Raw genomic sequence first — 25,737 nt, forward strand, 5'->3', positions numbered from 1 at the left:
ATATATTTTTAATATTTTATGACATAGACAGTCTAGATTTTCTATCGTATTATAGAGAAACAATAACGGATTCATTTCCGAATTCAAGGATTAACTATGAAAGTATTTGTATATGGCGGTTCTGGACTCGTTGGCGGTCATCTCGTAACCGAATTATTAAACGCAGGACATGAAGTCTTTGCAGGATCAAGAAAACCGGAATCACAAAAGAGTTCCTCAAACCTACATTGGGTGTTTGCTGATTCTAGTGAACTAAACAAAGGTCTAGAAGTTTTGGAAAAAGTGGATGCCGCTTATTTTTTAAGCCCTCCAGGTCAAACCAACCAATACGAAATTCTTTCCCCATGGATTGAAAAAGCAAAACAAGTCGGTTTAAAAAAATTAGTGTTAATGACGGCCATGGGTGTGGATCACGCACCACCAGAAGCTCCATTTCGCAAAACAGAGATTCTTTTAGAAGGAGCAGGGATTCCTTGGAATATCATTCGTCCCAACTGGTTTATGCAAAACTTCCATACCTTTTGGATTGCAGGCATCAAACAAGACGGCAAAATTTATTTTCCAGGTGGAACAGCAAAAACAAGTTTCATTGATGCAAAAGACATTGCATCAGTCGCAGCAGTGCTTCTAACAACTACTAAAAACGAAAACAAAGCATTTACCTTAACAGGGTCTGAATCCATTGACCACTCTGAGGTGGCAAAACATTTAACAAATGTAAGTGGTAAAGAAATTGGATATGTGGATGTGGATCCGAAAGTATTTGAGTCTTCTCTTGTATCTGCAGGACTTTCTAAAGATTATGCTGCTTTTCTTGTGATGATTGCCGGTGCATTAAAAGATGGATTTTCATCTCCAATCGTTGATACTGTAAAAACTCTAACCGGAAAAGATCCAATCTCCTTTAGCCAATACGCAAAAGAAAATGCAGGTGCTTGGAAATAAATCCAAACACCAGATTTGACATTGTTTTACCTTAAGGAAGATTGAATTTTAATCTGCTATTAAGATGCGGTTGGCGGCTCCGCCAGCCACATCTTCCATGATATTTCGAATCAACAATTTACGAAATGGCAAAAAAACAGAACCGCTCACATTCACATTATTTTTATAGAATTTTTTAGTAGGGATTACTTTCTTCTGCTTTAAAGTTATGGGATCATAGATATGTAATCCGGAGTTTCGAACCCAAACCAATTCTCCTTCTTTCCAAAATCCCAACTTATGACCATGAGTCCCCCATTTTGATTTTTTCACATCCGAAAGATTTTCAGTATTATACATACGAACTTCTCCGGTATCAGCGGCAGCCATATATAAATATTTTCCATCTTTCGAGAAACTAATTCCATAAGGAGTGGAAGGAATCGAAAATTCCTGGAATGAATTTGAATCTATTTTGAATAAATAACCCGTTGGATTTCTATTTTGAAACGATTCCGCATAACAAGAGATCACTATTTGTTTGGATTCTGGATGAAATTCAGGTGTGTACGGATAAAATTTAGATTTGTATTCTTTTAATTTTGTTAATTTTTGATTTTGAATTTTATAAATAAAAGCAGTCACATCAACTGAATCATTGTCTTTTAAGTCTGCATCTATCGCAAAAGTAAAATAACCTACATTATCTTCTTGTGAATAACCAACAACGGAACTGATGGCAAATGATTTTTTATCAGATTCTGCAATTTCATAGATTGGTTCAACCACATCAATGGTATTGGTCGACAAATTCCAACCCATAAAAAAATACCTTTTGGTATTTACCGAACTATGTTTATTTTCGATCACAAAACCAGCACGATGATTCACTTCATCATAAAATAAAAACTCGTAAATCGTAAGTGGTAAACGTTTGCCTTTTGTTTCTATCTGACCGATGAATTCAGTTGGATGGGCAAGGTAATATATTTCCAAAGGAACGGAACGATAAATTTTCTCTTTGGATTCTGTATCATAAAAATACAATCCAGGTTCGTCAAAATCAGCAGTCCTTCCCAAATAGACCCACTTACCACCGTTGACAAAAAATGGACTGTCCCCTTCTACAAATGTAGGTCGTACATTGAAATCTGTTTTGAACGAAAACTCAGATTCTATTTTTTGTGCAAAAAGTGAGAAGGCAAAAAATAGAATGAATAAATAAACAACAGAAAATCGTATCATAGTTTACTCCTTGTTTTTTGGCATGGTAGATGACTCTAAAAGGTTTCTAATTTTTTACAACCTTTGTTTGTCATTTTTTTTCAGAAAATGAACACTAACGATCCATAACAAGGGATGAATTAAGTTACTACATCTTTTCAAAAGAGTATGTTCGAACACCCGAACATTATAAACAGGATTCAATCTTACTTAATTCAGTGAGTAACCAATCTCTAGATTTAATTTCTTTTCCATCAAAAAATTTGATTTGATAAGGTGTTCCCGTTAGGAAGGATTTCGAAGCAATTTTTTCAATGAATAGTTTGGCGGTCCATTCTTTAGGATCGGGAGCAAAGAAGGATTTTTTTGCTTCTTCTAATTTATAACGTAGATGTTTCTCTGCCGCTTCTGCAGAATGAGTTTCTCCATTACGAATCAAACTCCCCTGTAATTTTCCGACTCCAACCAAAAGTTTTTCAATCTTTTGATCTTCCGTAAACTGAGGACAAGAACTTGTTTTTCCATAAAGAAGTGGAATTTCCTGAGTAACCAAGAAAAAACTAAACAAAGTAATCCAAATAAAACGACGATCTTTCATAAACACATCCTATTTTTCTTATTAAGGAAAAATCAAAAAAACTACCTTTTAGAATGATCGAAAGATAAATTATGGAATCCATTTGTATAGAAAGAAATAGAAACAGGAGAAGAAATTTAAATTTAGTGACCGTAAGTCATAGATAAATGACTGGTGGTTGTTCTAAATTGACCTCTAGTCAATAAGCATTTTTTTCTAGCATATTTTTTCGGATTTTCCTACACTGGAGGTATGAGCCGCGTGTTGGTTGCAGAACGATCACCCAAAAAAAGAGCCGTGTTGGAGAAAGACAAACTTTCCAAACGAGCTACAATTATCCAATCAGCAGCCTTTCTTTTGCAAAAAAAAGATTGGGCGGAACTCTCTATGGATGAAGTTGCCAAACGAGCAAAAATAGCCAAGGGAACTCTCTATTTGTACTTTCCCACGAAAGAAGATCTTTGCCTTCGCGTACATATTGCGGATTACGAAGCCTGGTTCCTCGATATGGAAAATTTTCTAACCGAAACGAAACCAATCAATGCTGAAATATTTTCCAAATGGTTTGTCGATTCCATGGATAGACATGTTCGATTTTTAAAACTACTTCCTATTGTTCCTACCATCTTAGAAAAAAATGCCAGCGTAGAAACCATTCGTGAATTCAAACTGAGTTTAAAAGAACAAATTTTTAAAATCCTACCTCTTCTTTTCCAAGTATTCCCATTCCTAAATGAAAAGTCAGGATTTTTATTTCTAATGCAATGTCATGCGTTAGCTGTTGGTTCTTGGTCTCATGGATTTCCATCAAACCAAGTAAGGGAAGCAGTAAAAGACGATGGATTGGATATTTTTGTTTTGGACTATAAAATTTTTCTTAGAACTTCGATTCTAACACTTTTACAAGGGAACCAAACCGTTTAACGAATATTAGAATATATCACATTCAATATTTTTCTTTTTAAAATTGAATCCGTAATAGGAACTCTATTTTTCTCTGCCAAGTCCATTTGTAATAACTGATCTCTATCACTATGATAAACGTACTTTTTGTCATCGGTGATCCACGATTTTTGAATCTCGGAATTCCAAGTTTTTAAAACTAAATTCAGTTTATATTCAGAACTAAAGAAATTTGATTTTAAATTTTCTTCTGTTTGGTTGTGGTTACCGTCCAGTAAACTTAAAATAGTATCTTTAAAATCGGTAGACGTTCCCTGTTCTGGAATATAAAGTTCTCCCGATTTGATAAAATATATTAAAAAAGGAACATCAGTTTCCTGATTGTATAAAGAATAGTTATGGGCATGAGCTCCCTCTTCTCCAAAGGATTCGCCGTGATCGGCGGTTAGGATAAGAACTGTTTCACGCGAAGAGTTTTCTTTCCAATAAGAAATGATAGAATCCAAAACTTCGACTTCTTCCTCAAGAGCCACCATATAACGATCTAAAGGTGATTTCCAAAAATAATCAACTTTCTCTTTAGATACAAAATAAGGGCTATGTGTTTGGCTAAGACCTATCATTACAAACAAAGGTTGTTTCTTTGTATTAGTGATTTGTTTTAATGCAGGCAAAACAACTCGATCTTCCATTCCCCAACTAAAAGATGGATATAAACCTCCATAACGTTTTTCCAAATCGCCTTTTTCCCAAACTGTTTGAAAAATTTTTGGGAAAAACTGGTCCATTCCTTCAAAATAGATGGATTGTGTGTAGATCATAGAAGTAAAATAATTATGTTTTTTCTCCAATTGTTTGGGAAGATTTGATTCCATTACGGATTCATCCAATTGCAAACGAGTGTGATCGAGTTGAGACTTCCCCGTCATCCAAGTAAATAAACTCTTAGATGTATGCGGCATGGGAATCCAAAAATGAAAATCTTGTAAGTTAGAAAAATCAATGTAACTAGATTTTATTTTTAACAAATGTTTTCTTGGAACACCTTCCAAAAAAACTAAAACAAAATTTGGTTTTCCTGAGAAGGATTCGAATTTCCTTTTCACTTTCTGTGTTGAGTATAGTTTCTTTTGGTTTTGGTTCAGATTAAGATCTGACATCACCCAAGAACCAGAATGAAGAATAATGAGTAAGATCAAACTGAAGGATAAAATAATCCAATTTTTTTTTGTTTCATCGCGATGGTTTGTGACAATCAAATAAAACCCAATTCCTAAAATCACCCAATGAATCAATTTCCATTGATATAAAAAATTGAAAAGATCAGAAGACAAAAGAGAGAGGTGTTGAAAAAAATATATCACAAGATCCAAAGAAAGAGCCGTTTGATAGACTTCTTGATAATGGAAAACCACAACAAAGAGAGTCCATAAAATCAAACGATAGACAGTTGTTTTCTGGTTAAAAAATTTGTTCCGATTGTAAATTATTAAGGAATCTAAAATCAACACAAAGAGTGTAAATATAGTAACCAAACTTCCATGAAAAAAAATCCAAACACTAAATGAAAAAGATAGGAAACCATAAAAAAGATAAGAGAAAATATAAAAAATAAACAATGTTGATTTTTTCGAAAAGAACCATTCCATTTGGCTCCAGAATTTATTTAACTTCGAAATCAACTGATGCCTTCTTCAATTTTCCATCATACAAAACCAACGATTGTTTTCCACGAATGATGGGCAGACGTAAGTCCCCTCTGGAGTTCGGTTTGAATTCTTGTTTGCCATTCCAAATTAGTTTCGGATCTTTTAAAGTTTGGATTTCACGAATTCGAACGGGAATCTCTTGAGTTTGTTTTTCATACGATGGATGGTATAAATAAATTTGACCCATAGAAGGATAAACAAAACCAACACCCAATACTGCCTGTTTGGATTCTTCGTTGTGTTGATTACAAGGTTCAGGAAGTAAAACTTTTTTTCGAACTCTTAAGACGATCGATGGACACTTATCTAGAGCTAATTTCCCTGTAAGCCTACAAAAATTTCTAGTCTCAGTAAATTTCGATGTGTAATCGAGTTTTGGTCTGTCTTTCATCAAACTTCGAAATATATTTTGAACGATCCGTCCAGCACCAAAAGAACCTGAAACATCCATCGTTCGTTCTCCAGAAAAATTCCCAACCCAGGCACCGACCACATAATCATCATTAAATGCTACTGTCCAAGAGTTTCGATAATCTTTAGAAGTACCTGTTTTGATAGAAACAGGAAAAGGAAAATCTAAATAACTCCTGCGACCAAAAGCTCTTTGCCTTAGCTTAGGATCTTTTAAAACAAATTTTATTTCTTCTGCTGTTTCAGCAGAAAAGAGTCGCGTTGAGGTACCGAAATATAATGGTTTTTTATCAATTTTGCCCAAACGTATTTTTGGTAATATTCCACTCAAAGGAAATGTACCATAAGCACGTGTTAGCTGCAAAAGACTGGTTCCACCGGCGCCAAGGGCAAGGCCAGGTCCGTAAAACTGAGGGGATTCTTTTAAATGATTAAATCCAGCCGATTGCAAAAATCGGTAAAAAGTAGTCACACCCATTTGATTGATCGCAGTAACGGCAGGAATATTCCGAGAGTTCCCGAGTGCTTCAGCTAATGTCAAATCCCCCCAATACCGAAGGTCAGCATTTCTTGGAAGGTAGTTCCCTCCTTGGCCTAAAGAGAAAGAATATTTTTCATCAGAAAATATGGAGTTAACAGCATAGTGTCCTTTTTCTATCGCAATTGCATATAACAGTGGTTTTAGAGTGCTACCTGCATCCCTATATGCCAAACTACCGTTTACCATTCCATTACCATCTTCAAAAAAATTCTTTGATCCGATCATGGCTTTAAGTTCTAATTCATCTTCTTTACCAGATACACGTGTTAGAACGATTGCAGAGGCATTGGATACATTCCACCTTGTTAATCCCTCTAATTCAGAATTTACAATCGAATTTAATTCAGAATTTAATTCAGAAGATAGAGAAGATACAAATTCTTCCGAAGGGATAGCGATCAACGTCCGTATCCAATTTAGAAAGTGTTGGTTTTCTCCCTTCAAAGGCTCTGATACATTAACTTTGTTCGATGAAGAAAAACTGATAGTGAGTTCGTTCGGATTCTCTAACTTTGGGATAGGATAAGGGATTCGAGCTCGTAAATTCTCATAACGAATAGATAGTTCTTCTAAAGAGGGCCTGTTTTTCCGAATAAGAACGGTGAGATATACCGCTTCTTCTATCGATAAAAAACGAATGTGTTTTCCGAATAACATTAGTGAAGCGGATGGAAATCCGACAAGATTGGAATGGATAGAAATAGAATTTAGGTAGGCTTCTAAAATTTCCGATTTGGTAAGCCATACTTCATAACGAAGAGCTTCTAAAATTTCAAAAGATTTTCGTAACAAAAGCGGATAAGATCGAATATCCGGATTTTGAATCCGTACAAGTTGCATTGTAATTGTGGAGGCACCTCCCCTTTTTCCTTCCGAAAAGAAGTAGGAACGAAGAGAATTAAATCCAGCAAATACATCGATTCCATGATGAAAGTCATATCGTTTGTCTTCCGCAATCTTTAAAATCTCTGGAACAAAGTTTGGATATTCATGAATACTTTCCCAATCTTGTTTGGTTTGATTTTTATTGGTTCCACGACCAATGAGAGTTCCTTCCTGAGTTAGAATTCGAACTGTTGTATGATTTCTAAGGGATTCAAAGGAAACAGGTCTTAATAAAAACCCTGTTAGTGGAATCAGAACAAATCCCACTAACAAAAAATAAATGGTAATTTTTTTCTTAGAAATCAATCCACTTTCACTTTAATCGTATTAGTATTTCCATAAAACTGTGGATGATACATCAAAAAGGTTTTTGAGGCAGGCATAATCGAATTTCCTTTTGCCACTGGTCTCAAAATATAATTAAATTCCATTTCTCCTTTTCTAATTCGATCTTCGGAAAAGATCACACGATCATCACGATATTCCTTGTAACCACCGTAATAGTTGTCTGTAACGTCTGTCTCTTCTCCATCAGAAGTTTTTTCCGTTAAAAAGGATGTGTTTACAATTTCAGTATTACTTGGGATCGGATCTACAATCATTCCGAAGGCTTGTTCTAAATTACTGAGGATTTTCACTTTTACAAGATAAGTGGATCCTCGCTGTAAACTGGTTACTTCTTTTAAAATGGCATCACCATTAGAATCTCTTCCATCAATACGATATAAAGTTTTTCGAATTTCAAGACCATTAAACTTTTGTGTGGTCGTATCTTTTACTGGAACATACATCAATCTAGTTTGAAAATACAACCTACCTTCAGAACTGGTTCGTTTGAAAACCAGCGGTCGACCGGATGGATCTTTTCCTTCAAAAAGACGATCAAAAGTAATTTCTTCTTTATAAATAGAATCCGAAGAAGAGGAGAAAGATTCATCAATTAACGTTTTTTCTCCAAAGATAGCTTCTCCTTCTGTGTCGAGAGACGTTGATTCAAAACGATTACGATATTCAGCGAGTGCAAGAGCAATCGTACCCACGCTATGACTGTCAGACCAGAAGTGATTTTGGCGATCCATCATAATCGATTTCACAAGCTCTACAATCTTTGGATTTTTCGAATCCACTCTAAGTAACAATCGCAAATAGTTTCCGAGTACCGAAGAAGAACTATAATACGAATAATAGTAGTATTCATCAGAATTTTGTTTTAAAGGTCTAAGGGCAAACAATTCCTTTTCATAAACAATGTATTTTGTGTACTCTGAAAATAATTTTTTAAACACAGGATCTGAATCAGAAGATTCTAGTTTATGTACCTCTGCGTAAGCAGTAAGAAAAATCCCTCTGGACTTTAGATTTAATTCTTCAAAGTGGTCCACCAATGTTTTTTCTAAGGAATGAACATCTTTTTTATCTTTCGAAAGCACAGAATAAATCAAACTGAGTGTTTGGTAAGAATTAACAGACGTTTCTGTAGGATTCTTAACGTAATTTTCCAAATACTTAATAGCCGATTGATATGCTTGTGGATTAGATCTTTTCCCTTTATCTTTTCCAATTTGCATCACTGAACTAATGTAAGCGGTTAAATAAGGATAACCTGTTCGACCATGACCTTTCCAAACAGTAAAACTTCCATCGGATGTTTGGAACTCAGACATCTCATCTAGAAATAGTTTTTCAATTTGTGTAAAATCATAAGAATCTTTCGCAGGGGCTTTGTATTGAAATTCTTTTAGCAACTCACCAGCACTCAAAGAAAGAAGATAGGCCGATGTCCTTTGTTCCATACAAAAGTAAGGATTTGATTCATAAAAATCGAAGGCAGATTTTAAAGCCGTAAGTGCAGTCCCTGACATTCGAATGTCTAATGAACCTTTATTAAGAAGTATAGATTCTTTTTTTGGAAAAGAAATCAGCGTTTTGTGTTCCGAATCCGTATACCCAGAAAATTGAACAGATGTTACTGGATCAAATTCTTTGATTGGCATAGTCACCACCAATGCATCGGAAAGATCGGATTTTTTTAGATCGGCAAACTCTGCCCCTGTTTCTGGTTCTACTGAAATTTGGTATGACAACTGAATTTCGTCTTTAGGGTGATCAAGTTTGAGTTTGATGTACTGTGATTCAGAAATCTGGAAGGTTCTAAGGACTTCCTTGGTTTGTCCTGCGGCAAGTTCAATCGATGTCCAACCCTTATCCTCAGAAAGGAATTTAGACTCGATTTTATACTTAAATTTACCCTTTTTCTTTGTATTATTGGTGATACTTCCACCTAACTCTAAACTGTCGCCAACACGAATGAACCTTGCTACAGTTTTTTGGAGGACTAGATTTTTTTTAACGATAAACTCGGAATTAGAGGCACCAAACTTTCCGTTGGCGGAAGATGCAACCATAACCTTAAAAGTAGTTAAGTTGTCAGGTAAAGTAAAACTAACATCTGCATTTCCGTTACTATCAGCAATCACAACAGGATTCCAATAGGCAGTGTACCGAAAATCTTTTCTTGCACCAGACTCAGATTCTGCAGAAAACCCACCGCCTGAATCTTCGCCGTAATCCCCACCAGGGCTATCTCCTTTATTTTCGTAAATATAATGTTTGATGATCATACTACGAAGCTCAAATGTTTTAACAATACTATACCAATACTGATAAAACATTTGAACAGGACTTTGAAAGGAGTAACCAACTAAATCAAGAACACCACGGTCAGCCACTGATACAGTGAGTTCAGCACCGGGACTCGATTGAATTGATAATTTCACCTGTTCTCTTGGTTGGTATTCTTGTTTGTCTGTTTTAATTACAACCGGTGCCGTTCTGGATGCCAAATTTACTTTCAAAGTCACAGATCCAGTTTTAGCTTTTGGAGCCCCTAAGTCTTGTTGATTGAATTCTTCGATATCATCAGCAGAGAGTCCCTCGGGTACAGGTAATCTACCCGACAACATAACAACGTTTACATCTACATTGGGAAGATACGACTCTTCAATTGGAATTTCAAGAGGAGCACTATTTCCTTTCATCAAAAATGATTTTTTAAAATAAACAGAGTCTCTTTCTACTGTCACAATGACACGAGCATTTTGTAACGGGGATTTAATCAAAATTTTGGCTTTATCACCAATTTTATACTCTTGTTTGTCGGAACGTAACTCGATGGAGTCGTCTCCACGAAAGTCCCATGTATAATAAGATTCTTTTTCGTAGGCATAAAAATCCACACGAGAAAATACTTTATCTTTGTTCAAAACTAAGATAGTGTAACTACCGGAATCTTTAGCCTTATAATCAAAGGAAACACCATCAACTTTAGAAACTAATTTTTTGACCTCTACAACTTTCTTTGTTAACTGATTACTTCGAAAAAAGAACTTCCCTAGTCCTTTTGACAAAACAGAAGTCCAGTCATTATAAATGATATAAGCCTTTAACTCCGCGCCGGCAACAGCTTTACCTTGTAAGTTGACAGCCACCGCATTGAATTGAAATGGTTTATCTATCGCTTGGTATCTATCATTACATTTCAAACCTACATAGGTTTCCGATGGGTTGTAAGGTAAACTCGAAGATTTTGTAACTGACTTTCCATCTACATCATATACAGAAGATTCCACAACCAAATTGAAAGGATCTGCAATTTCAATATCTTCACCATCTGTCGCAAATTTACGAGTTAGATCTTGAACAGGAATGTCCAAATTAAAAAGGCCTTTGGCATCTAAAACACCTTCCGATCCTGTTACATAATCAGAGTTACCGCCAGAATATTCATCCTCGTAATCATACCAAGTATCAGAAAAATCATAACTCGAAAAAGATTCGAAGGATATATATCTTTTTCTTTTTAAAACCGAATAACCAATCTTAGCTCCACCCATAGGAGCACCAAACATATACTTACCTTCAACCGTTCCCTTGACGTTTTGATCTTTGTTTACGGCATTTGCTAAATTGACATTCACCATAAAATTCACAGGTCGAAATTCTTCGACTTGGAAGGTATCATAAGTGATGGAATCATTTTTTCCTGCGTTATAAACAGATACGGAATAATGGCCAAGCGGTGCATCCGATGGAATGGTAAAACCCGTAGCGACTCCCCCTTGCCCAGTCGAGTTAAGATTTGTATTGGCTACATCCTTTCCACGTGAATCTCGAATTTGTATGTTGATATTCTTTGAACTATAAGGAACTAAAACTCCATTTTTTCGATCCGCAAGTACTGCTTTGATTTCCACCCGATCCCCAGGTCTGTATAACTTTCTATCGAAATAAATTTTCCCTTTTACATGATTTTCTGTATAATAATCACTATATCCTTCTATATGAGTTTGATTAAAATGAAGGAAGGCTTTATCACCAGAAGAATCTTCAGCAATTAACACAGACTTGTCGAATGATTTAGTATCAATGATGGATGGCACAGTACAATGCCCATCTTTGTCTGTTTTACATGTTCCGCGCAAACTTCCTTTTTCATACAAACTAATATTAGTATTGGCAACTGGTTCTGCTTTGGAAAGAGTATGTACCCATACATGAAGAGTATTTGGATCTAACTTGGTTGTGATACCTAAGTTTGTAGATTGTAAAAATATAGATTCTTTTTTGTATACTTCCTTATTGTTATCACCAATGACATTGGCCCCTAACTGAAACGCGATCCATCCTTTTGCATTGGGTTTGGCACCGAAATATGAATCAATATCCATACCTTGATTTCCAAAGGAATTAACTTTAATACCAGACTTCCAAACGGTTTTTTTCCAACTCAGTTGATTTTCGAAATCATAATATTTGTTCCCTAATGTTGCAATCGCATTCACAAGAACAGGAATTGATAATTCAGCAGAACGAATTTGAAACTCGGGAACATTTGAAATAGAAATAGGCAGGACTTTGTTTAAATTGGATTCAAATATATTTTCGCTAGATAAATAAAATGATGGTTTTCTCGCCATCACAGGAAGTTTAAAACTAACAGGAGTTTCTAAAAAACAATCATTCTCTGCATAAAATTTTCCAATTTTAATTTCGTATTCTACATCGGGATCAAAGTTCCAATGGTCCAAAGAAAATTCACGAGTAATATAATCAGAAAATTCTAATCGAGGATTAGATGGTTTTGGAGAGATCTGAACCGCAGATGCGAATTCTTGTAAATTGGTATCTTCGGTAACTGTGATATGATAATCCCAGAGGTCTTCCAAATATTTCAAATCTGTAGTGTCTAGTTTGACCTCGATACGGCAACTACTGGGAAATATGGTGCGTTTGATGGTTCGAAAAAAACCGCTGATAGAATTGCAGGAACCAAGGAAAAAAAGAAAACTAAAAGCCAATACCAACTTACGCATGAGAACTCCGAAATTCGAATGTTCCCTGTTCTACGACGGACTACCTTCTTTGCCAACTCTTTCCTGAATGAAATGGAAAATCTTTCTATATTTTTTCGATTGGATCAGAATTTTCGCTATGCTTTTGGCATTTTGCAATTTGATTGATGACGATGTCTCTGTCTCAAATCAAAAAACAATTTTTAGAACTTAAGGCACCCAATTCCTTTCCTGTAGGAAATTTTCAAGCGGAATGGATCGGTCCCAACTGGTTTCAAACAGGTGCTAGTTTCAGTTTGAACTTTATGTCCTTTCGTCACTGGTGGGGAAAATCATTTGATGGTTCGGAGATTGCTTACAATTTGTTTTTACCACCTAAGGAGACAGAGTTCCAGTTACGCCACCCCATGAATTTGTCCATCGCACCGTCACGGCTGGATAAAAACCTAAGTCTCGTTCTAGAATATACAAAAAATGCCCCATTTCCTTGGCCATATTTTATAGATGAATTCCGTGTTTTGAACGAAACAGATCTACTTGGGATGAGTTACAGCAAATTTACACCTGGTTTGGCGCTCCCATTTCTTATTAGAAAGTCCTAATTTAGTTTGTAGTTATTTCGTAAAGATTCGTCCAATGGTTGGTATGCAACCTCCACCCCCTTCATTGGAAATGCAAATTCTCTCCGAAATGGAGGAGGTGGTTTTTTCGGCTAGTTTTCCTGAATTAGAAATTATTTATGTCAGCCCTTCCGTGGAGATGCTCAGCGGATACCCTATTGAGTTTTTCAAACATGAATTAGGTGCCTGGCGAAAGATGATTCATAGTGACGACTTACATATCGTGGAACACGCACTAAGTTCTCTAAAAGAAACAAACAAGTTTCGAATCCGATATAGAATCCAAACGAAAGACAACCAAATTAAATTTGTTCAAAGCCAAGGTCGATTGATTCGTAATGAATCAGGAGAAATACTTCGGTTTGATGGAGTGGTCACCGATATTTCAGAATTACTTTCTGTTCAAGATTTCATTAAAAACGAATCAACTGGAATTAAACAACTGTTACTCGAAAATAATATTCTTTTTAATGGAAGCCAAGACTCCATGTTCCTTGTCGAAGTCATGGAAAATCGGGATTTTGTAATCCGAAGAATCAACACAGCTTATGAAAAAGCTACAGGCCTTACTCAATCCAACATACAAGGAAAAACTCCTATTGACCTTTTAGGAGAACCATTGGGAAGTTCAGTGATTCAAAATTTTCGGAATGCTCTTCGAGCAAAAACCACAATTTCTTATGAAGAAAGTATTCCTATGCCAGCGGGAACCAAAATCTGGACAACGGCCCTCACTCCTATTGAAGTTGATGGAAAAGTAAAATTCATTGTAGGATCAAGTAAAGATATCACTGAACAAAAACGTATTGAAACCGCTCTAAAAGAATCTAACGAACGATATGCTTTAATTTTAGAAGTGAGTTCCGATGGTTGGTTTGATTGGGACTTGGTGAACGATACAGTAATCTATTCTCGAAGATGGTGGTTGGAGTTTGGTAACGACGAAAAATCAGATAATGTTCCAATCAGTTATTGGAAAAGTTTAGTTCATCCCGATGATTCAGAATGGGTATCTGAATTCTTAGAAAATATTTTATCCTCACAAAGGGAAACTTTTGAGTTCAGTTTCCAAATGAAAAAAAGAAAAGGAAATTATGCTCATGTTGTGTCCAGATGTTATATTCAAAGGGATTCATCGGGAAAAAAAATCAGAATGGTTGGATCCAACTCCGATCTAACAGAAATCAAAAAAATTGAATCTACCTTAAGAAAGGCAAAAGAAATGGCAGAGGCTGCCAATCTAGCTAAGGGCAATTTTTTAGCCAATATGAGTCATGAAATCCGAACACCTCTTAATGGAATTATAGGATTCACAGAATTATTGTTACATGCATCTCTCACAGACGAACAAAAAGAATATTTACGAAGTATCTATATCTCTGGAAAAAGTTTGTTATCTCTTGTGAATCAAATTCTTGATTTTTCAAAAATTGATTCGGGCAAGATGGACTTGGAACTAATTAGCACAGATCTGATCGACTTAGTGCAATCTACTGTGGATCTCTTCCAAATTTCTGCAGCCTCCCAAGCAATTCACTTAAAACTAAAACTAGATCCGGAGTTACCCAGATTTGTATCTCTCGATCCTTTGCGTGTAAGGCAAGTTCTTTCTAATTTGATTGGAAATGCTATCAAGTTTACACACGAAGGTAAGGTAGAAGTCTCAGTTAAACCGATCAAACAAACGGGAGAGATCGTTGATATAGAATTCTCGGTTTCTGACACAGGAATTGGAATCGACATTAGTTCTCAGACGAAACTTTTTGATTCCTTCTCACAAGCGGATTCATCCATTACACGAAAATATGGTGGAACGGGACTTGGTCTCACAATCACAAGTGAACTCATTCACAAAATGGATTCTCATTTACGATTTGAAAGTGAACTGGGAAAGGGTAGCAAATTCTATTTTGTTTTATCACTCCAAGTAAATTCTTCAGGATCTGTATCCTCTAATTTGTTTGAGGAAAAACAAATAACTCCAGATGAAACAGCAATCATTGAAAACAACCAAATCCAAAACGATATTTTGATTGTGGAAGATAATGATTTAAACAAAAGACTGTTATCAAAAATGTTATTAAAAAGATATCCTAATATACAATTGAGATATGCAGTCGATGGGGCTGATGCCATCAATCAATTCAAACAAAAAATTCCTGATTTAATCTTTATGGACTTACAAATGCCAGTTATGGACGGTTATACGGCCACAATGGAAATTAGAAATTTAGAAAAAGACAAAGATAAAAAAACTCCCATCATCGCATTGACGGCAGGAGCCTTTTTTTCAGTTAAAGATACGGCAATGGAATCTGGGATGAATGACTTTCTTACCAAACCACTTTCCTCTGCCGATCTTTATAAAACTCTTGAAAAATGGTTATCTTCAGGCCGCATGTAATAGGTATTCAAAGGCACTAATAGCAGCCTTTGCTCCTTCACCCATAGCAATGATAATTTGTTTGTAAGGAGTATTTGTTACATCTCCACAAGCAAAAATCCCTTCTACATTGGTTTTACATTTTTCATCGACCAATATTTCACCAAAACGATTGGTAGCAACCAAATCCTTCACAAAACTACTATTTGGTACAAGACCAATCTGAACAAAAACTCCATCAAGAGGAATGGTTTCGGATTCTTCCGAACTTCTATCTTTATAAGTAAGTCCTGTTACTTTTTCAGTATTAGTTTGGATTTCCATTGTTTGTGCCTTCACCAAAGTTTTGATATTGGAAGACTGAGCTACTTTATCAAGTAAAACTTGATCAGCATTCAATCTATCACCAAACTCGATCAAGGTAACTGATTTTACAATTCCACTCAAATCGAGAGCCGCTTCTACACCTGAGTTTCCGCCACCAACTACAGCTACATCTTTGTCTTTAAAAAATGGTCCGTCACAATGAGGACAATAGGCCACACCTTTTCCAATAAATTCCTTTTCACCAGGAACATTGAGTTCACGCCATTTCGCGCCGGTCGAAAGAATGACTGTTTTTGTAAGAATCCGTTCCCCTGTATTCAAATGAATGGTTTTTAATTCTCCAGATTCAATTTTCAAAACTCGAACATTTTCTTTTTTACGAATTTGATTTTTCTCTATTTGTTCGGACAATACATTCGTTAACTCTGGCCCTGTTGTGTAAGGAATAGAGATGATATTCTCGATCCCTAAAGTATCCTTTACTTGTCCACCTAATCTGTCTGCAATGACAAGAGTATTTAATCCTTTTCTAGCAGAATAAACAGCTGCAGTCACACCGGAAGGCCCACCACCAATCACAGTAACATCATAAATTTCCGTAGGGTTTGTTTGATTAGAATTTTCTTCTTTGGATTCTGGAATGGAATACAATTCCAAAAGTTTATCAAAAATAACGGATGCTTCTGCCTTTCCCGAAAGAAAACGTTTTCCATTTAAAAAAACTGCAGGAACCCCTTGTATATTTTTTTCTTTCACAAGTTCTGGATACATAGCACCATCAATCATATTGTGAGAGATAGAAGGGTTTACCAAAGAAAAACTATTTAGTGTTTGTACCACTTCAGGGCAATTATGACAATCCAAAGAAATGAATGTTTCAAAGTGTAAAGTTTCTTTTAATTTTGAAACTGCAGATAAAATCCCTTCTTCCAATTTGATTGGATTTCCGCCGGATTGTAAAATTGCTAAAATGAGTGAAGTGAATTCATGACCCATAGGAATTCCAGAAAATTCAATTCCTGTTGGTTTTCCTTCAGAAAGAATGGCAAAGCGAAGGCCATCATTTTTATCTTCTGAATGTTCTAAAGTGATCATCGAACTAAGAGATACGATATCATTTAAAAATTCTACCAACTCCCCTCTTTTTTCATGGTCTCCCGAAAACAAACGAATGTTCACCGGGTTTTTAATTCTTTCAAAATATTGTTTTACTTGTTCCTTTGTTGATTCATCTAACATAATAACCTCCCGATTTAGGCGGGTTTTATCCCGCCTAATTTAGTTTAGATTTTTCCTACCAAGTCAAGACCTGGTTTCAAAGTGGAATTACCTGGTTTCCATTTTGCAGGACAAACTTCGCCGTCATTGTTTGCAACGTATTGAGCTGCTTGCACTTTACGAACGAGTTCCTCAGCAGAACGTCCAATTCCAAGATCATGGATTTCAGCAGTTTTGATCACACCTTCTGGGTTCACAACGAATGTTCCTCGAAGTGCTTGGCCATCTTCTTCGATCATAATTCCGAAACCTCGAGTGATCTTTCCAGATGCATCACCTAACATTGGGAATTTGATTTTTTTGATGGTGTCACTAGCTTCGTGCCAAGCTTTATGAACAAAATGTGTATCTGTGGATACAGAATATACTTCTACTCCCATTTTTTGGAGTTCCGCATAATAATCTGCTACGTCGCCAAGTTCTGTAGGGCAAACAAAAGTAAAATCTGCAGGATAAAAAACAAATACGGACCATTTTCCGAGAACGTCTTTTTTGCTAATTTTTTTGAAAGCCCCATTATGGAAAGCTTCTGTGGTAAAGTCAGGAATTTGAGTGTTGATATTGGACATTGAATATCCTCCTTTGTTGTTAAGAAGAATATACCCCAAACCAGATCATTTGTAAAATAAATACTATAAATGACAAGATTTACAAAAACTATCAATCAATTTTCATTCAATCTTGGTTCAAAGACACACCGATGATTTTAAATTTTTCTTTGGAATGATATTCCTTAGCTATCACACCAAGAATCAAACTTGTGAGTTTTTTTAAAATTTTAGTTTTGTAAAACCCCTTCTTATATACCAAACTAATTTCTCTTGCGGGTTCGGGAGTATCAAAAGGAACAATTCGTTTGGAAGATGGATCCACTGATAACTTAGGTAATAAGGTGACCCCAATCCCCATGTCTACCATTCGTTTCAAAGTTTCCACACTTCCACTTTCAATTTTTGCCAGTGAGTTGCGATTACAGATTTTTAAAGACTGGTGACGAAAACAATGTTCTTCACCAAGTACAAGTAAGGGGTACTTCTCGATATGTTTCATCGAAACAGATGAGGTTTTTTCTTTAGCATCTTTTGGATAATAAACAACAAATGGTTCATAGTAGAGCGGGTGTTCTACGATATTTGGAATTTTGAGTGGAGTCGCAAGAATTCCCAAATCAATTTCTTCTGATTCCAATTTTTCTAAAATGGAGAGAGTTGGAAGTTCCGAAATTCGGAAGTTTACTTTAGAAAACTCTGTTTGTAATTGATTGTAAATGGAAGGAATCAAATAATTACTGACAGTCGGAATGATTCCAATGGATATATTTCCGGCAGGTTCGTCTTTCCATTGACCAGCGATTTCAAAAAGTTTGTCTGCTTCTTTCAGTGTATTTTTTGCCTGATCTACAACGGCTTTCCCTAATTTGGTAGTTATAACAGGGTTTTTTTTCCGATCAAACAATTCAAAACCCAGTTCCTGTTCTACTTTTTGAATTTGTAAGCTCATAGTGGGTTGAGCAACTAAACAATGTTCGGCGGCTTTTGCAAAACTCTTAAATTGATCCAGGGCAACAATATAGCGAAGTTGAGTGATGGTCATTTAGATACTCTCCAAAAAAATAACGAAAGTGAATGGGAGAATGAAAATCAACTTGCATTCTCTCTGTACGCAACTATCCTTAGCCGATACCGATGAGATTTCTCTCATTTATTTTCCCCTTTTTACTTACTATAGTATTTTCGCTTTCCTCGGAACCACTAAAAGTAAGTTCCAAAAACCTGACAACCATGTCTGGTGACTGGACATTTACGTCCCAAGGCGAAACAAAACCCATCCAAGTTGGGAAAGGTCTTTCACTCCAAGGGCTGAACCCACCAATTCATGGCAGTTACAAAACAAGTTTTTATTACGAACCAAATCACAAACCACTAGGTATTTACTTAGACCGAATTCAAGAAGTCGATAAACTGTTTGTCAACGGTGTTTTACTCGGAGAAACCGGCACTGTCTCCGAGGATGGATCATATTTTCCTAACTGGTATTACAAACGATTGTATTTTATTCCCAGCTCCGTACTCAAAGAAAATGAGATAAACCATCTAGAATTAGAGATCCATTTTCGGAACAAAACCTTCCAAGGGGGATTATTTCGAAAAATTCCTGTTATGGGAAACTATGATCTTTTACAAGAATTCATCATCAATGAAGATGGACGCGATTTTTGTTTCATCATGTTGTTCTTTGGAATTGGTGCTTATCAAATTTTTTCGATCATTCTAAAAAGACAGGCAAAAGCAAATTTTTACCTTTTACTATCTACATTGATCTTTGTTTTGTGGAGATTACCTTTATTAAACATAAGTTATACTTATACCAACTTTTCATTTCTATTTTGGTTAAAAGTTTTTTTCACAGCGCAAGCCCTACTTCCAGTTTCCATTTTTTTGTTCAGTTATTCCTTATTCCAAACAAAATTCCATTTAAAAGAACGATTGTTGGTATTTTTCCTACTCCTATTGGCCTTTGCACAAACTTGGAACATCGATATACCAACCAGGATATTACTTTTAAGAATTTGGGAGTTTTCATTATTACTCGTAGTGTTTTTTATTGTTCGCGGAGTGATCCGAGCCGCAAAAGAAAAAAAGGCAGAAGCATACTTTTTAACAGTAGGTTTTATTTGTATCTGTGTCGGTGCAACAATCGATATCATGATCGATGTTACCTCTGGGAAAAATATATATTTAACTCAGTATGGATTTTTAATTTTAATGATCCTCTCCGGAGTTGCCATCTCGTATCGTCATGCAAAAAATGAAAAAGAACTTTCTGTACTAACCAAAGATTTAGAAATTCGTGTTCACGAAAGAACAGTTGAACTTAGAGAAAAAAATGAAGATCTAGAACAAGATTTATTTTTCGCCTCTCAACTCCAAAGTTATCTTCTACCCAAAGAACACCCAAATACAACAGGACTTCGAATCCACACAACTTATCTACCGATGAAACAAGTGGGTGGGGATTTATATGACTGGGTAGAATTGGACGATCATCGCCTGCTATTGTTAATTGCAGATGTTGCCGGTCACGGTGTTCCAGCTGCCTTTGTATCTTCGATGGTAAAAGTACAATTTAGAGAATCCACAAAAAATATCCACTCACCAAAAGTTGTATTGGAACATATGAACCAGGCTCTTACCTCACTTGTAAGTCGTTATTTTATCACTGCCTGTTGTGCACTTATTGATACAAATGAAAGAACAATCATCTTCTCAACTGCTGGCCACCCAAACCCACTGATTTACAATCGAATCCAAGGCAAATTTGAATTTATGAATGTAAAAGGTCCCATCATAGGTTGGAAAGAATCCTTCACTTATAGTGAATGGATCCACAAAATGGAAGCCGGTGATCGATATTTCTTTTTCACTGACGGTGTTACCGAAGCTCGTGCAGAAAATAAATTATTTGGTGAAAGCAAAATACTTGATCTACTGGAAAGAGGGAAAGACAAGGATATAAAATCGTTGTCTCGGGAAATTATTGTTCAAATTTCAAAATTTTCGGAAGAAGAACTAAAAGACGATGTCACTTTTTTCTTTATTGATGTAACATAAATTAAATCCATGGATTCTTCCACCTATTCAGTATTAATCATTGAAGATGAATATCCTGCTAGAATGCTCATGATGGACTATATCATGAACTGTTCTGAATTAAAACTGGCAGGCATCGCAGAAAGTGGCGACAAAGCCCTAACTCTTCTGCAAGAGAAGAAATTTGATTTAGTTTTTATGGATATCAACCTTCCTGCCGTCAATGGAATGGATATTTTACGAAAGGAACACAATAAATCTACGTTTTTTATCATTACCACTGCCTATAGTGAACATGCCGTAGAAGCCTTTGATTTGGATGCGACTGATTATTTACTCAAACCATTTTCATTTGAACGATTTCGAAAGTCCGTAGACAAAGCCTTACGTTTTTTACAAGAATCAAAACAAACAACAGTACCCTCGCAAGAGAAAAAAACCCATCTCAAAATTCAGTCCGACTCGGCAGTTTTTCTATTACCGTTTCAAGACATTCACTTTATCTCTGCAAATAACAAAAGTTGTGTGATTCACACTTCCCAAAAAGACTACGAAACATCAAAATTACTCAAAGAAATTGAAGAAAAATTACCTTCCGCACAATTCATCCGAATTCACAAAGGATTCCTCGTTAATTTAGATTACGTGACAAGTTTACGTTATGATAAAGGCGGATCCTACACCATCCAACTGAAAAACGAGGACGAAACTACCCTTCCGGTTGGCCGTTCGTTTGCTCAAAATCTAAAAGAAGCACTTAAATTATAATCCGTTTCGATTTCACTCCGGAATATGTAGCGTTCATTCCGAGTTAAGTAGTTAATCAACGTTAGTGCGATTAATCCGTTGACCACAACCATAGAAATGGTATGTGGATACGAACGGAGTCTTTTTATGAAACATTTTATAGTCACTGCAAGTATCTTCTTTTTATCTTTAGGTTTAACGAATTGTGCCTCTTCTTCCGTTGGACTTGCAACTAGCAATAAACCAATTCCAAACACTCCTTACGAAACCGTAAAAACCGTAGAGAAAACCTTTACATGGTATGCACTTGATTTCATTATCTTTGGTCTTCCTTTTACTGAACCACCTGTCACTGATTTATACGAAAAAGTGATGGAGGAGGATTCTGGGGACGCTCTTGTAAATATTCGTTACTGGAACGACAAATCCATTTTTGGACCAATCACAAGGTATCGATTCACTATTAAAGGTGATTTGGTTCGGTTCCCGTCATCCACAACACCAACTAAAAACAAAAAATAATACCAACGATGAAAACATCTATCTTCAAAATCTTTATAAGTTTTATTTCAGCTTCCATAATGGGTATGGGGTGTATTGGCTCCCATGTCTCAAAAGAAATTTATTTATATGATTCCGCAACAGTCATACGTTCCACCGATTATAAAATTCTCGGAAAAGGGAAAGGACAAGACTCCGCCTTTTATTTGTTAGGAATGTTTCCCGTTACAAAAGCACCTAATGTAGAGTTGGCCATGAGTCAAATTTTAGAAAAATACCCGACAGGAAAAACTCTAATCAACATCAAGATCCAAAGAGAAGATAAAGCTTATTTCCCTCTTGGTTTGGTTACTGTAGTGAACGTAACTGCTGACGTAGTTGGCCAACCGGAAGAAACAGAAACTACAACGACTGGAACAGGGACAAAAGGTACCAAATGAAAATCTGGACACTTACCTTTTTAATGGCGTTTGGATCTATCATCCATTGTGGAGCTGGGGTAGATCGCGTAGATACTAGCGATGCACAAAGCCAAGTTTATGCAGCTGCAAAATTTGCTTCAGAGAAATGTGGAAATCCCATTCCCAATCCACCATTAGTCATCGTTAATAAACCAATCAAAAGAAATTTAGACTTGTGTACAATTGCGATTACCCGTACGGAATGTCCGTTTCTTGGATATCCCCTACCTTGTACCCTCATTTACCTAGAAAAAGAAACGGGAGATATCCCTTGGTATTTAAACTTCAATGAAATCAGCAAAATTCAAATTAAATAATCGTATTTTATTAGGGATTTTTCTCTTTTGTTTTGGATCCCCACTCCTTGCCGTGAGTATCCGTGCCAAACTGATTAATCCCAAAAAGGAAATTGCAGAAAAGAATTTATCTGTATTAATTTTTGAGACGAAAAAATTTGCACAAACTGATGCAGAAGGAAATATCACTCTCGATTTTCCAGCACCTGGTGATTACACCTTACGTTTGTTGCGTGACTCAGGAATCCAAGAAATAAAAATTTCTGTTGGCTCTGAAGATGAATCAAGGACTATCTACACCGAAAAAAAAGCAAGTGCACCAAAAACAGGAATTGTAGTTGAAGGAGAACGTGAAAAAACTGTAGCTTCAAGAACTAAAGTTCGTTACGAAGAAATCAAAAGGATGCCAGGTACTTTTGGTGAGGCTCTCCGCGCTTTGGAAACACTTCCTGGGGTCATTCCTAACATTGGTTTTGGTGGTGGTGCCAATGGTATTATCGTACGTGGTGCTAACCCCAGCGCAAATACCTATCTTTATGATGACCTTCCGATTCTTTATCCATTCCACTTGGATGGATTAACATCTGTCATTCATAATGATTTGATCAAATCAATTGACTTATACTCTGGCGCATATCCTGCTAACTTTAATAATGCGACAGGTGGTGTCATTGAAATCGAAACAGTAGATTCCGTTCAAAAAACAAAAGGTGCTTTTCAAGTTTCCTTATGGAACACAACAGCTTATGCTGCGACACCAACATCCGGCGGGAAGGGATACCTTGCTATTGCAGGGAAACTTGGTTATTTGGATAAAACTTTAGGTGCCACAGGTCTTTTACCAGAAGGGATTAGGCTTCCTCGCTATAATGACTCACAAATTAAGTATGTTCATAACTTTACGCCTGAACACCAAATTGCTTTTTATAACCTATCTGCTCAGGACAACTTTGCTATCGATGTTCCGAACAAACCTGCGAATGATCCTACTAGTTCGGCACTTGCCCTTTTAAGTGGAGCAAAAGCTAGTTTCGGTCAAAGTTTCCGAACAACAGCCCTTAGATATACTTGGATTCCTGGTGATAAATTTCAAAACCGTATTACTTTAATTAACTTTGATCCAATCGGTGAGTATAATGTTGGCTTCGGAGCCATTCAAGGGAAACAATACCAAAGGGGAAGTTATGTAGGTGTTCGTCAGGATGCTTACTGGACAGCAACCAAGTTTCTAAAAGTAGATTTTGGAACAGAAGTGAGAAAGTTTTCCTTCAGAGATTATGGAACAGAGGTTGCCTTACGTGATCCGACAAATCCGGCGCCTAACCCTTATAACTCGGCAAATCCAGATTTCATCGGTAGACCCCTCAGTATCCAAGGAAATACCCCATATTACAATGCATATACGACACTCCACTTTAAATTTGGAAACTTTCTATTTGAACCTGGTGCACGTTATGATTATGTTCAGGTCACAGGTAATGGTGCCTTAACACCGAGAGCCACTGCCTCCTATACGTTTCCAGAAGTTGGGAAAGGGATGACAATTTATGGAAGTGGTGGGGATGTATCCAGATTTCCTTTAACAACTAATTTTAATTCGGAAACAGGAAACCCTGATTTACGGTTCGAAAGAGCACGAAAAGTAAGTGCCGGTATCGATCAAAAAATTGATCAAGTCTGGCAGGTAAAAGTAGAAGTATTCAAAAACCAATTTACCGATACCATCATTGATGATCCTTATGTGTCCACACCTGTTGGTTTAAATCCAGACAAGGGACAATGGTTAACTCAGCCGATAGTCGCCAATCGTCCGTTAAACTATTCAAACAGAGCATCTGGTTGGTCTCATGGTTACGAACTTTTGATTCGTAAAAATGCACGCCCGGGCACCAGAGACTGGTTTGGTTGGATATCTTATACTTGGTCGCAGTCCTTTCAAAACACAAATTTATATCAAGTTTATGAAGGTGACAATTCACAAGTTGGCGGGATCGAGAGAAAAATTCTTGCAGCTTATTTCCCAAACTCAAAAGAACAACTAGCTCCTTGGGATAGAACTCATGTTGCCAACTTTATTTATGGTTGGAGAGTTAGTGAAAGTTATCAAATTGGTGGTCGATGGAGCTATTTAACTTCAATTCCTTCCAGACCTGTAGTCGGTGATGATGGTGGTAGATTTTCGAACCCACTCAATGGACTTACTTTTTGGAATCCACAGTATTCGAATAATCCAAACTCATCTCAATATGGATACGTGAAACGTGGAACTGACTTTCATAGGTTTGATATTCGATTTGATATATTTGAAAACTATTCTTGGGGATACCTGAACTGGTATTTAGAAATCGTAAACGTTTATATGAGAAAAAACAAAAACGGTTATGATTATGATAACTCAAGACCGTTCTCAGCAACTAACCCCAGAGAAAATGATACTTTTGGAACTTTAGAACTTCCAGGTGGAACAGTCATTCCTTTCTTTAACGTAGGTATGGAGGCACACTTCTAATGAAACATGTTATCCTTCTTCTTAGTGTTATATCTATCATCTCTTGTAGTGAACCTAAAAAACTTGAAGATTCTTACAAGGAAACTGTTTTACTACAATACCTTGCTACACCGAATGCACCGCAAGACACATGTGAATCAATCATCACAAATAAAGATTTATGTTTCAAAGCTTATTTTACTGCAGTTGGTGGAACATTCACTGAAACAACTGCGGCAGTAAAAACATTAACTTGCCAAACGATGATATCCACTGTATATAAAAATATGTCAGGGATTGCCCAAACCTGTGCCTTTAACTGTCAAGTAACAGATTGGAAATCCAAAACCAGTTCGGGAGTTTGTGCTCAATCGACAATCCCTGCTCTGATAGAGTCGAGTCTAACATCTAATTCAGCAATTTCTTGTTTGAGGTCTTGTTTTGCAACGACCAACAATCAAATTAGTGCAGATCAGATTCCATTATATTTATTATTTAATAACATTCAAAACGGAGAATAG

Annotated in this window: 19 protein-coding genes; 11 read left to right on the forward strand and 8 right to left on the reverse strand. The window is 36.3% G+C overall.

Annotated features, from left to right (window positions below):
- Nucleotides 1–96: 96 nt before the first annotated feature.
- On the forward strand, nt 97–945 hold the full coding sequence (locus EHQ49_RS11040; RefSeq protein ID WP_135579358.1) for an NAD(P)H-binding protein: 849 nt from the start codon (nt 97–99) through the stop codon (nt 943–945).
- 48 nt (nt 946–993) lie between these two features.
- Here EHQ49_RS11040 and EHQ49_RS11045 read toward each other — a convergent pair whose 3' ends face one another.
- Nucleotides 994–2,169 (reverse strand): YncE family protein, encoded by a 1,176-nt coding sequence (locus EHQ49_RS11045; protein WP_135579361.1) that lies wholly within the window; start codon nt 2,167–2,169, stop codon nt 994–996.
- 166 nt (nt 2,170–2,335) lie between these two features.
- Nucleotides 2,336–2,746, reverse strand: coding sequence for a DUF5329 family protein (locus tag EHQ49_RS11050; protein ID WP_135579363.1), 411 nt, complete (start codon nt 2,744–2,746; stop codon nt 2,336–2,338).
- A 231-nt stretch (nt 2,747–2,977) separates the two neighbouring features.
- On the opposite strand from EHQ49_RS11050, the gene EHQ49_RS11055 reads away from it, so the two are divergent.
- Nucleotides 2,978–3,649 (forward strand): TetR/AcrR family transcriptional regulator, encoded by a 672-nt coding sequence (locus tag EHQ49_RS11055; protein WP_135579365.1) that lies wholly within the window; start codon nt 2,978–2,980, stop codon nt 3,647–3,649.
- On the opposite strand, the gene EHQ49_RS11060 is transcribed toward EHQ49_RS11055, so the two are convergent.
- From EHQ49_RS11060 to EHQ49_RS11070, 3 genes are read right to left on the reverse strand one after another with little or no spacing between them, the layout of a single operon-like run.
- Complete coding sequence (locus tag EHQ49_RS11060) at nt 3,646–5,277, reverse strand: sulfatase-like hydrolase/transferase (protein WP_244241452.1); 1,632 nt, start codon at nt 5,275–5,277, stop codon at nt 3,646–3,648. The genes EHQ49_RS11055 and EHQ49_RS11060 overlap by 4 nt on opposite strands.
- Before the next feature lie 13 nt (nt 5,278–5,290).
- Nucleotides 5,291–7,480 (reverse strand): transglycosylase domain-containing protein, encoded by a 2,190-nt coding sequence (locus tag EHQ49_RS11065; protein WP_135579366.1) that lies wholly within the window; start codon nt 7,478–7,480, stop codon nt 5,291–5,293.
- Complete coding sequence (locus EHQ49_RS11070; protein WP_135579368.1) at nt 7,477–12,546, reverse strand: alpha-2-macroglobulin family protein; 5,070 nt, start codon at nt 12,544–12,546, stop codon at nt 7,477–7,479. The genes EHQ49_RS11065 and EHQ49_RS11070 overlap by 4 nt, the downstream gene beginning before the upstream one ends.
- A gap of 146 nt (nt 12,547–12,692) precedes the next feature.
- On the opposite strand from EHQ49_RS11070, the gene EHQ49_RS11075 reads away from it, so the two are divergent.
- Nucleotides 12,693–13,127, forward strand: a complete 435-nt coding sequence (locus tag EHQ49_RS11075) for a hypothetical protein (RefSeq protein WP_135579370.1) — start codon at nt 12,693–12,695, stop codon at nt 13,125–13,127.
- Nucleotides 13,128–13,170: 43 nt separating this feature from the next.
- A complete protein-coding gene (locus EHQ49_RS11080; RefSeq protein ID WP_135579372.1) occupies nt 13,171–15,549 on the forward strand; it encodes a PAS domain-containing protein in 2,379 nt (792 codons plus the stop codon).
- Here EHQ49_RS11080 and ahpF read toward each other — a convergent pair.
- From ahpF to EHQ49_RS11095, 3 genes are all read right to left on the reverse strand, one after another.
- Entirely contained in the window at nt 15,535–17,094 is a 1,560-nt protein-coding gene (gene ahpF, locus EHQ49_RS11085) for an alkyl hydroperoxide reductase subunit F (protein ID WP_135579374.1), read from the reverse strand. The genes EHQ49_RS11080 and ahpF overlap by 15 nt on opposite strands.
- Before the next feature lie 44 nt (nt 17,095–17,138).
- The gene (ahpC, locus tag EHQ49_RS11090) at nt 17,139–17,702 is read right to left on the reverse strand and encodes an alkyl hydroperoxide reductase subunit C (RefSeq protein ID WP_002979255.1); all 564 of its coding nucleotides are present in this window, start codon (nt 17,700–17,702) and stop codon (nt 17,139–17,141) included.
- A 106-nt stretch (nt 17,703–17,808) separates the two neighbouring features.
- Nucleotides 17,809–18,726, reverse strand: a complete 918-nt coding sequence (locus EHQ49_RS11095; protein WP_135579376.1) for a hydrogen peroxide-inducible genes activator — start codon at nt 18,724–18,726, stop codon at nt 17,809–17,811.
- 92 nt (nt 18,727–18,818) lie between these two features.
- Here EHQ49_RS11095 and EHQ49_RS11100 point away from each other — a divergent pair, with 92 nt between their 5' ends.
- From EHQ49_RS11100 to EHQ49_RS11130, 7 genes are all read left to right on the forward strand, one after another.
- Nucleotides 18,819–20,744 (forward strand): SpoIIE family protein phosphatase, encoded by a 1,926-nt coding sequence (locus tag EHQ49_RS11100; RefSeq protein ID WP_135579378.1) that lies wholly within the window; start codon nt 18,819–18,821, stop codon nt 20,742–20,744.
- A 9-nt stretch (nt 20,745–20,753) separates the two neighbouring features.
- Nucleotides 20,754–21,491, forward strand: coding sequence for a LytR/AlgR family response regulator transcription factor (locus tag EHQ49_RS11105; RefSeq protein ID WP_135579380.1), 738 nt, complete (start codon nt 20,754–20,756; stop codon nt 21,489–21,491).
- A gap of 126 nt (nt 21,492–21,617) precedes the next feature.
- On the forward strand, nt 21,618–21,992 hold the full coding sequence (locus tag EHQ49_RS11110) for an LIC20211 family lipoprotein (RefSeq protein ID WP_135579382.1): 375 nt from the start codon (nt 21,618–21,620) through the stop codon (nt 21,990–21,992).
- An 8-nt stretch (nt 21,993–22,000) separates the two neighbouring features.
- The gene (locus EHQ49_RS11115; protein ID WP_244241454.1) at nt 22,001–22,411 is read left to right on the forward strand and encodes a hypothetical protein; all 411 of its coding nucleotides are present in this window, start codon (nt 22,001–22,003) and stop codon (nt 22,409–22,411) included.
- Complete coding sequence (locus EHQ49_RS11120) at nt 22,408–22,749, forward strand: hypothetical protein (protein ID WP_135579384.1); 342 nt, start codon at nt 22,408–22,410, stop codon at nt 22,747–22,749. Before EHQ49_RS11115 ends, EHQ49_RS11120 begins: the two co-directional genes overlap by 4 nt.
- Nucleotides 22,721–25,237, forward strand: coding sequence for a TonB-dependent receptor plug domain-containing protein (locus EHQ49_RS11125; protein ID WP_135579386.1), 2,517 nt, complete (start codon nt 22,721–22,723; stop codon nt 25,235–25,237). Before EHQ49_RS11120 ends, EHQ49_RS11125 begins: the two co-directional genes overlap by 29 nt.
- Nucleotides 25,237–25,737 carry a hypothetical protein gene (locus EHQ49_RS11130; RefSeq protein ID WP_135579388.1) on the forward strand — a complete coding sequence of 167 codons (501 nt, stop codon included), beginning with the start codon at nt 25,237–25,239 and terminating at the stop codon, nt 25,735–25,737. The genes EHQ49_RS11125 and EHQ49_RS11130 overlap by 1 nt, the downstream gene beginning before the upstream one ends.

It is taken from the genome of Leptospira perdikensis (genome assembly GCF_004769575.1).
Lineage (GTDB): Bacteria > Spirochaetota > Leptospiria > Leptospirales > Leptospiraceae > Leptospira_A > Leptospira_A perdikensis.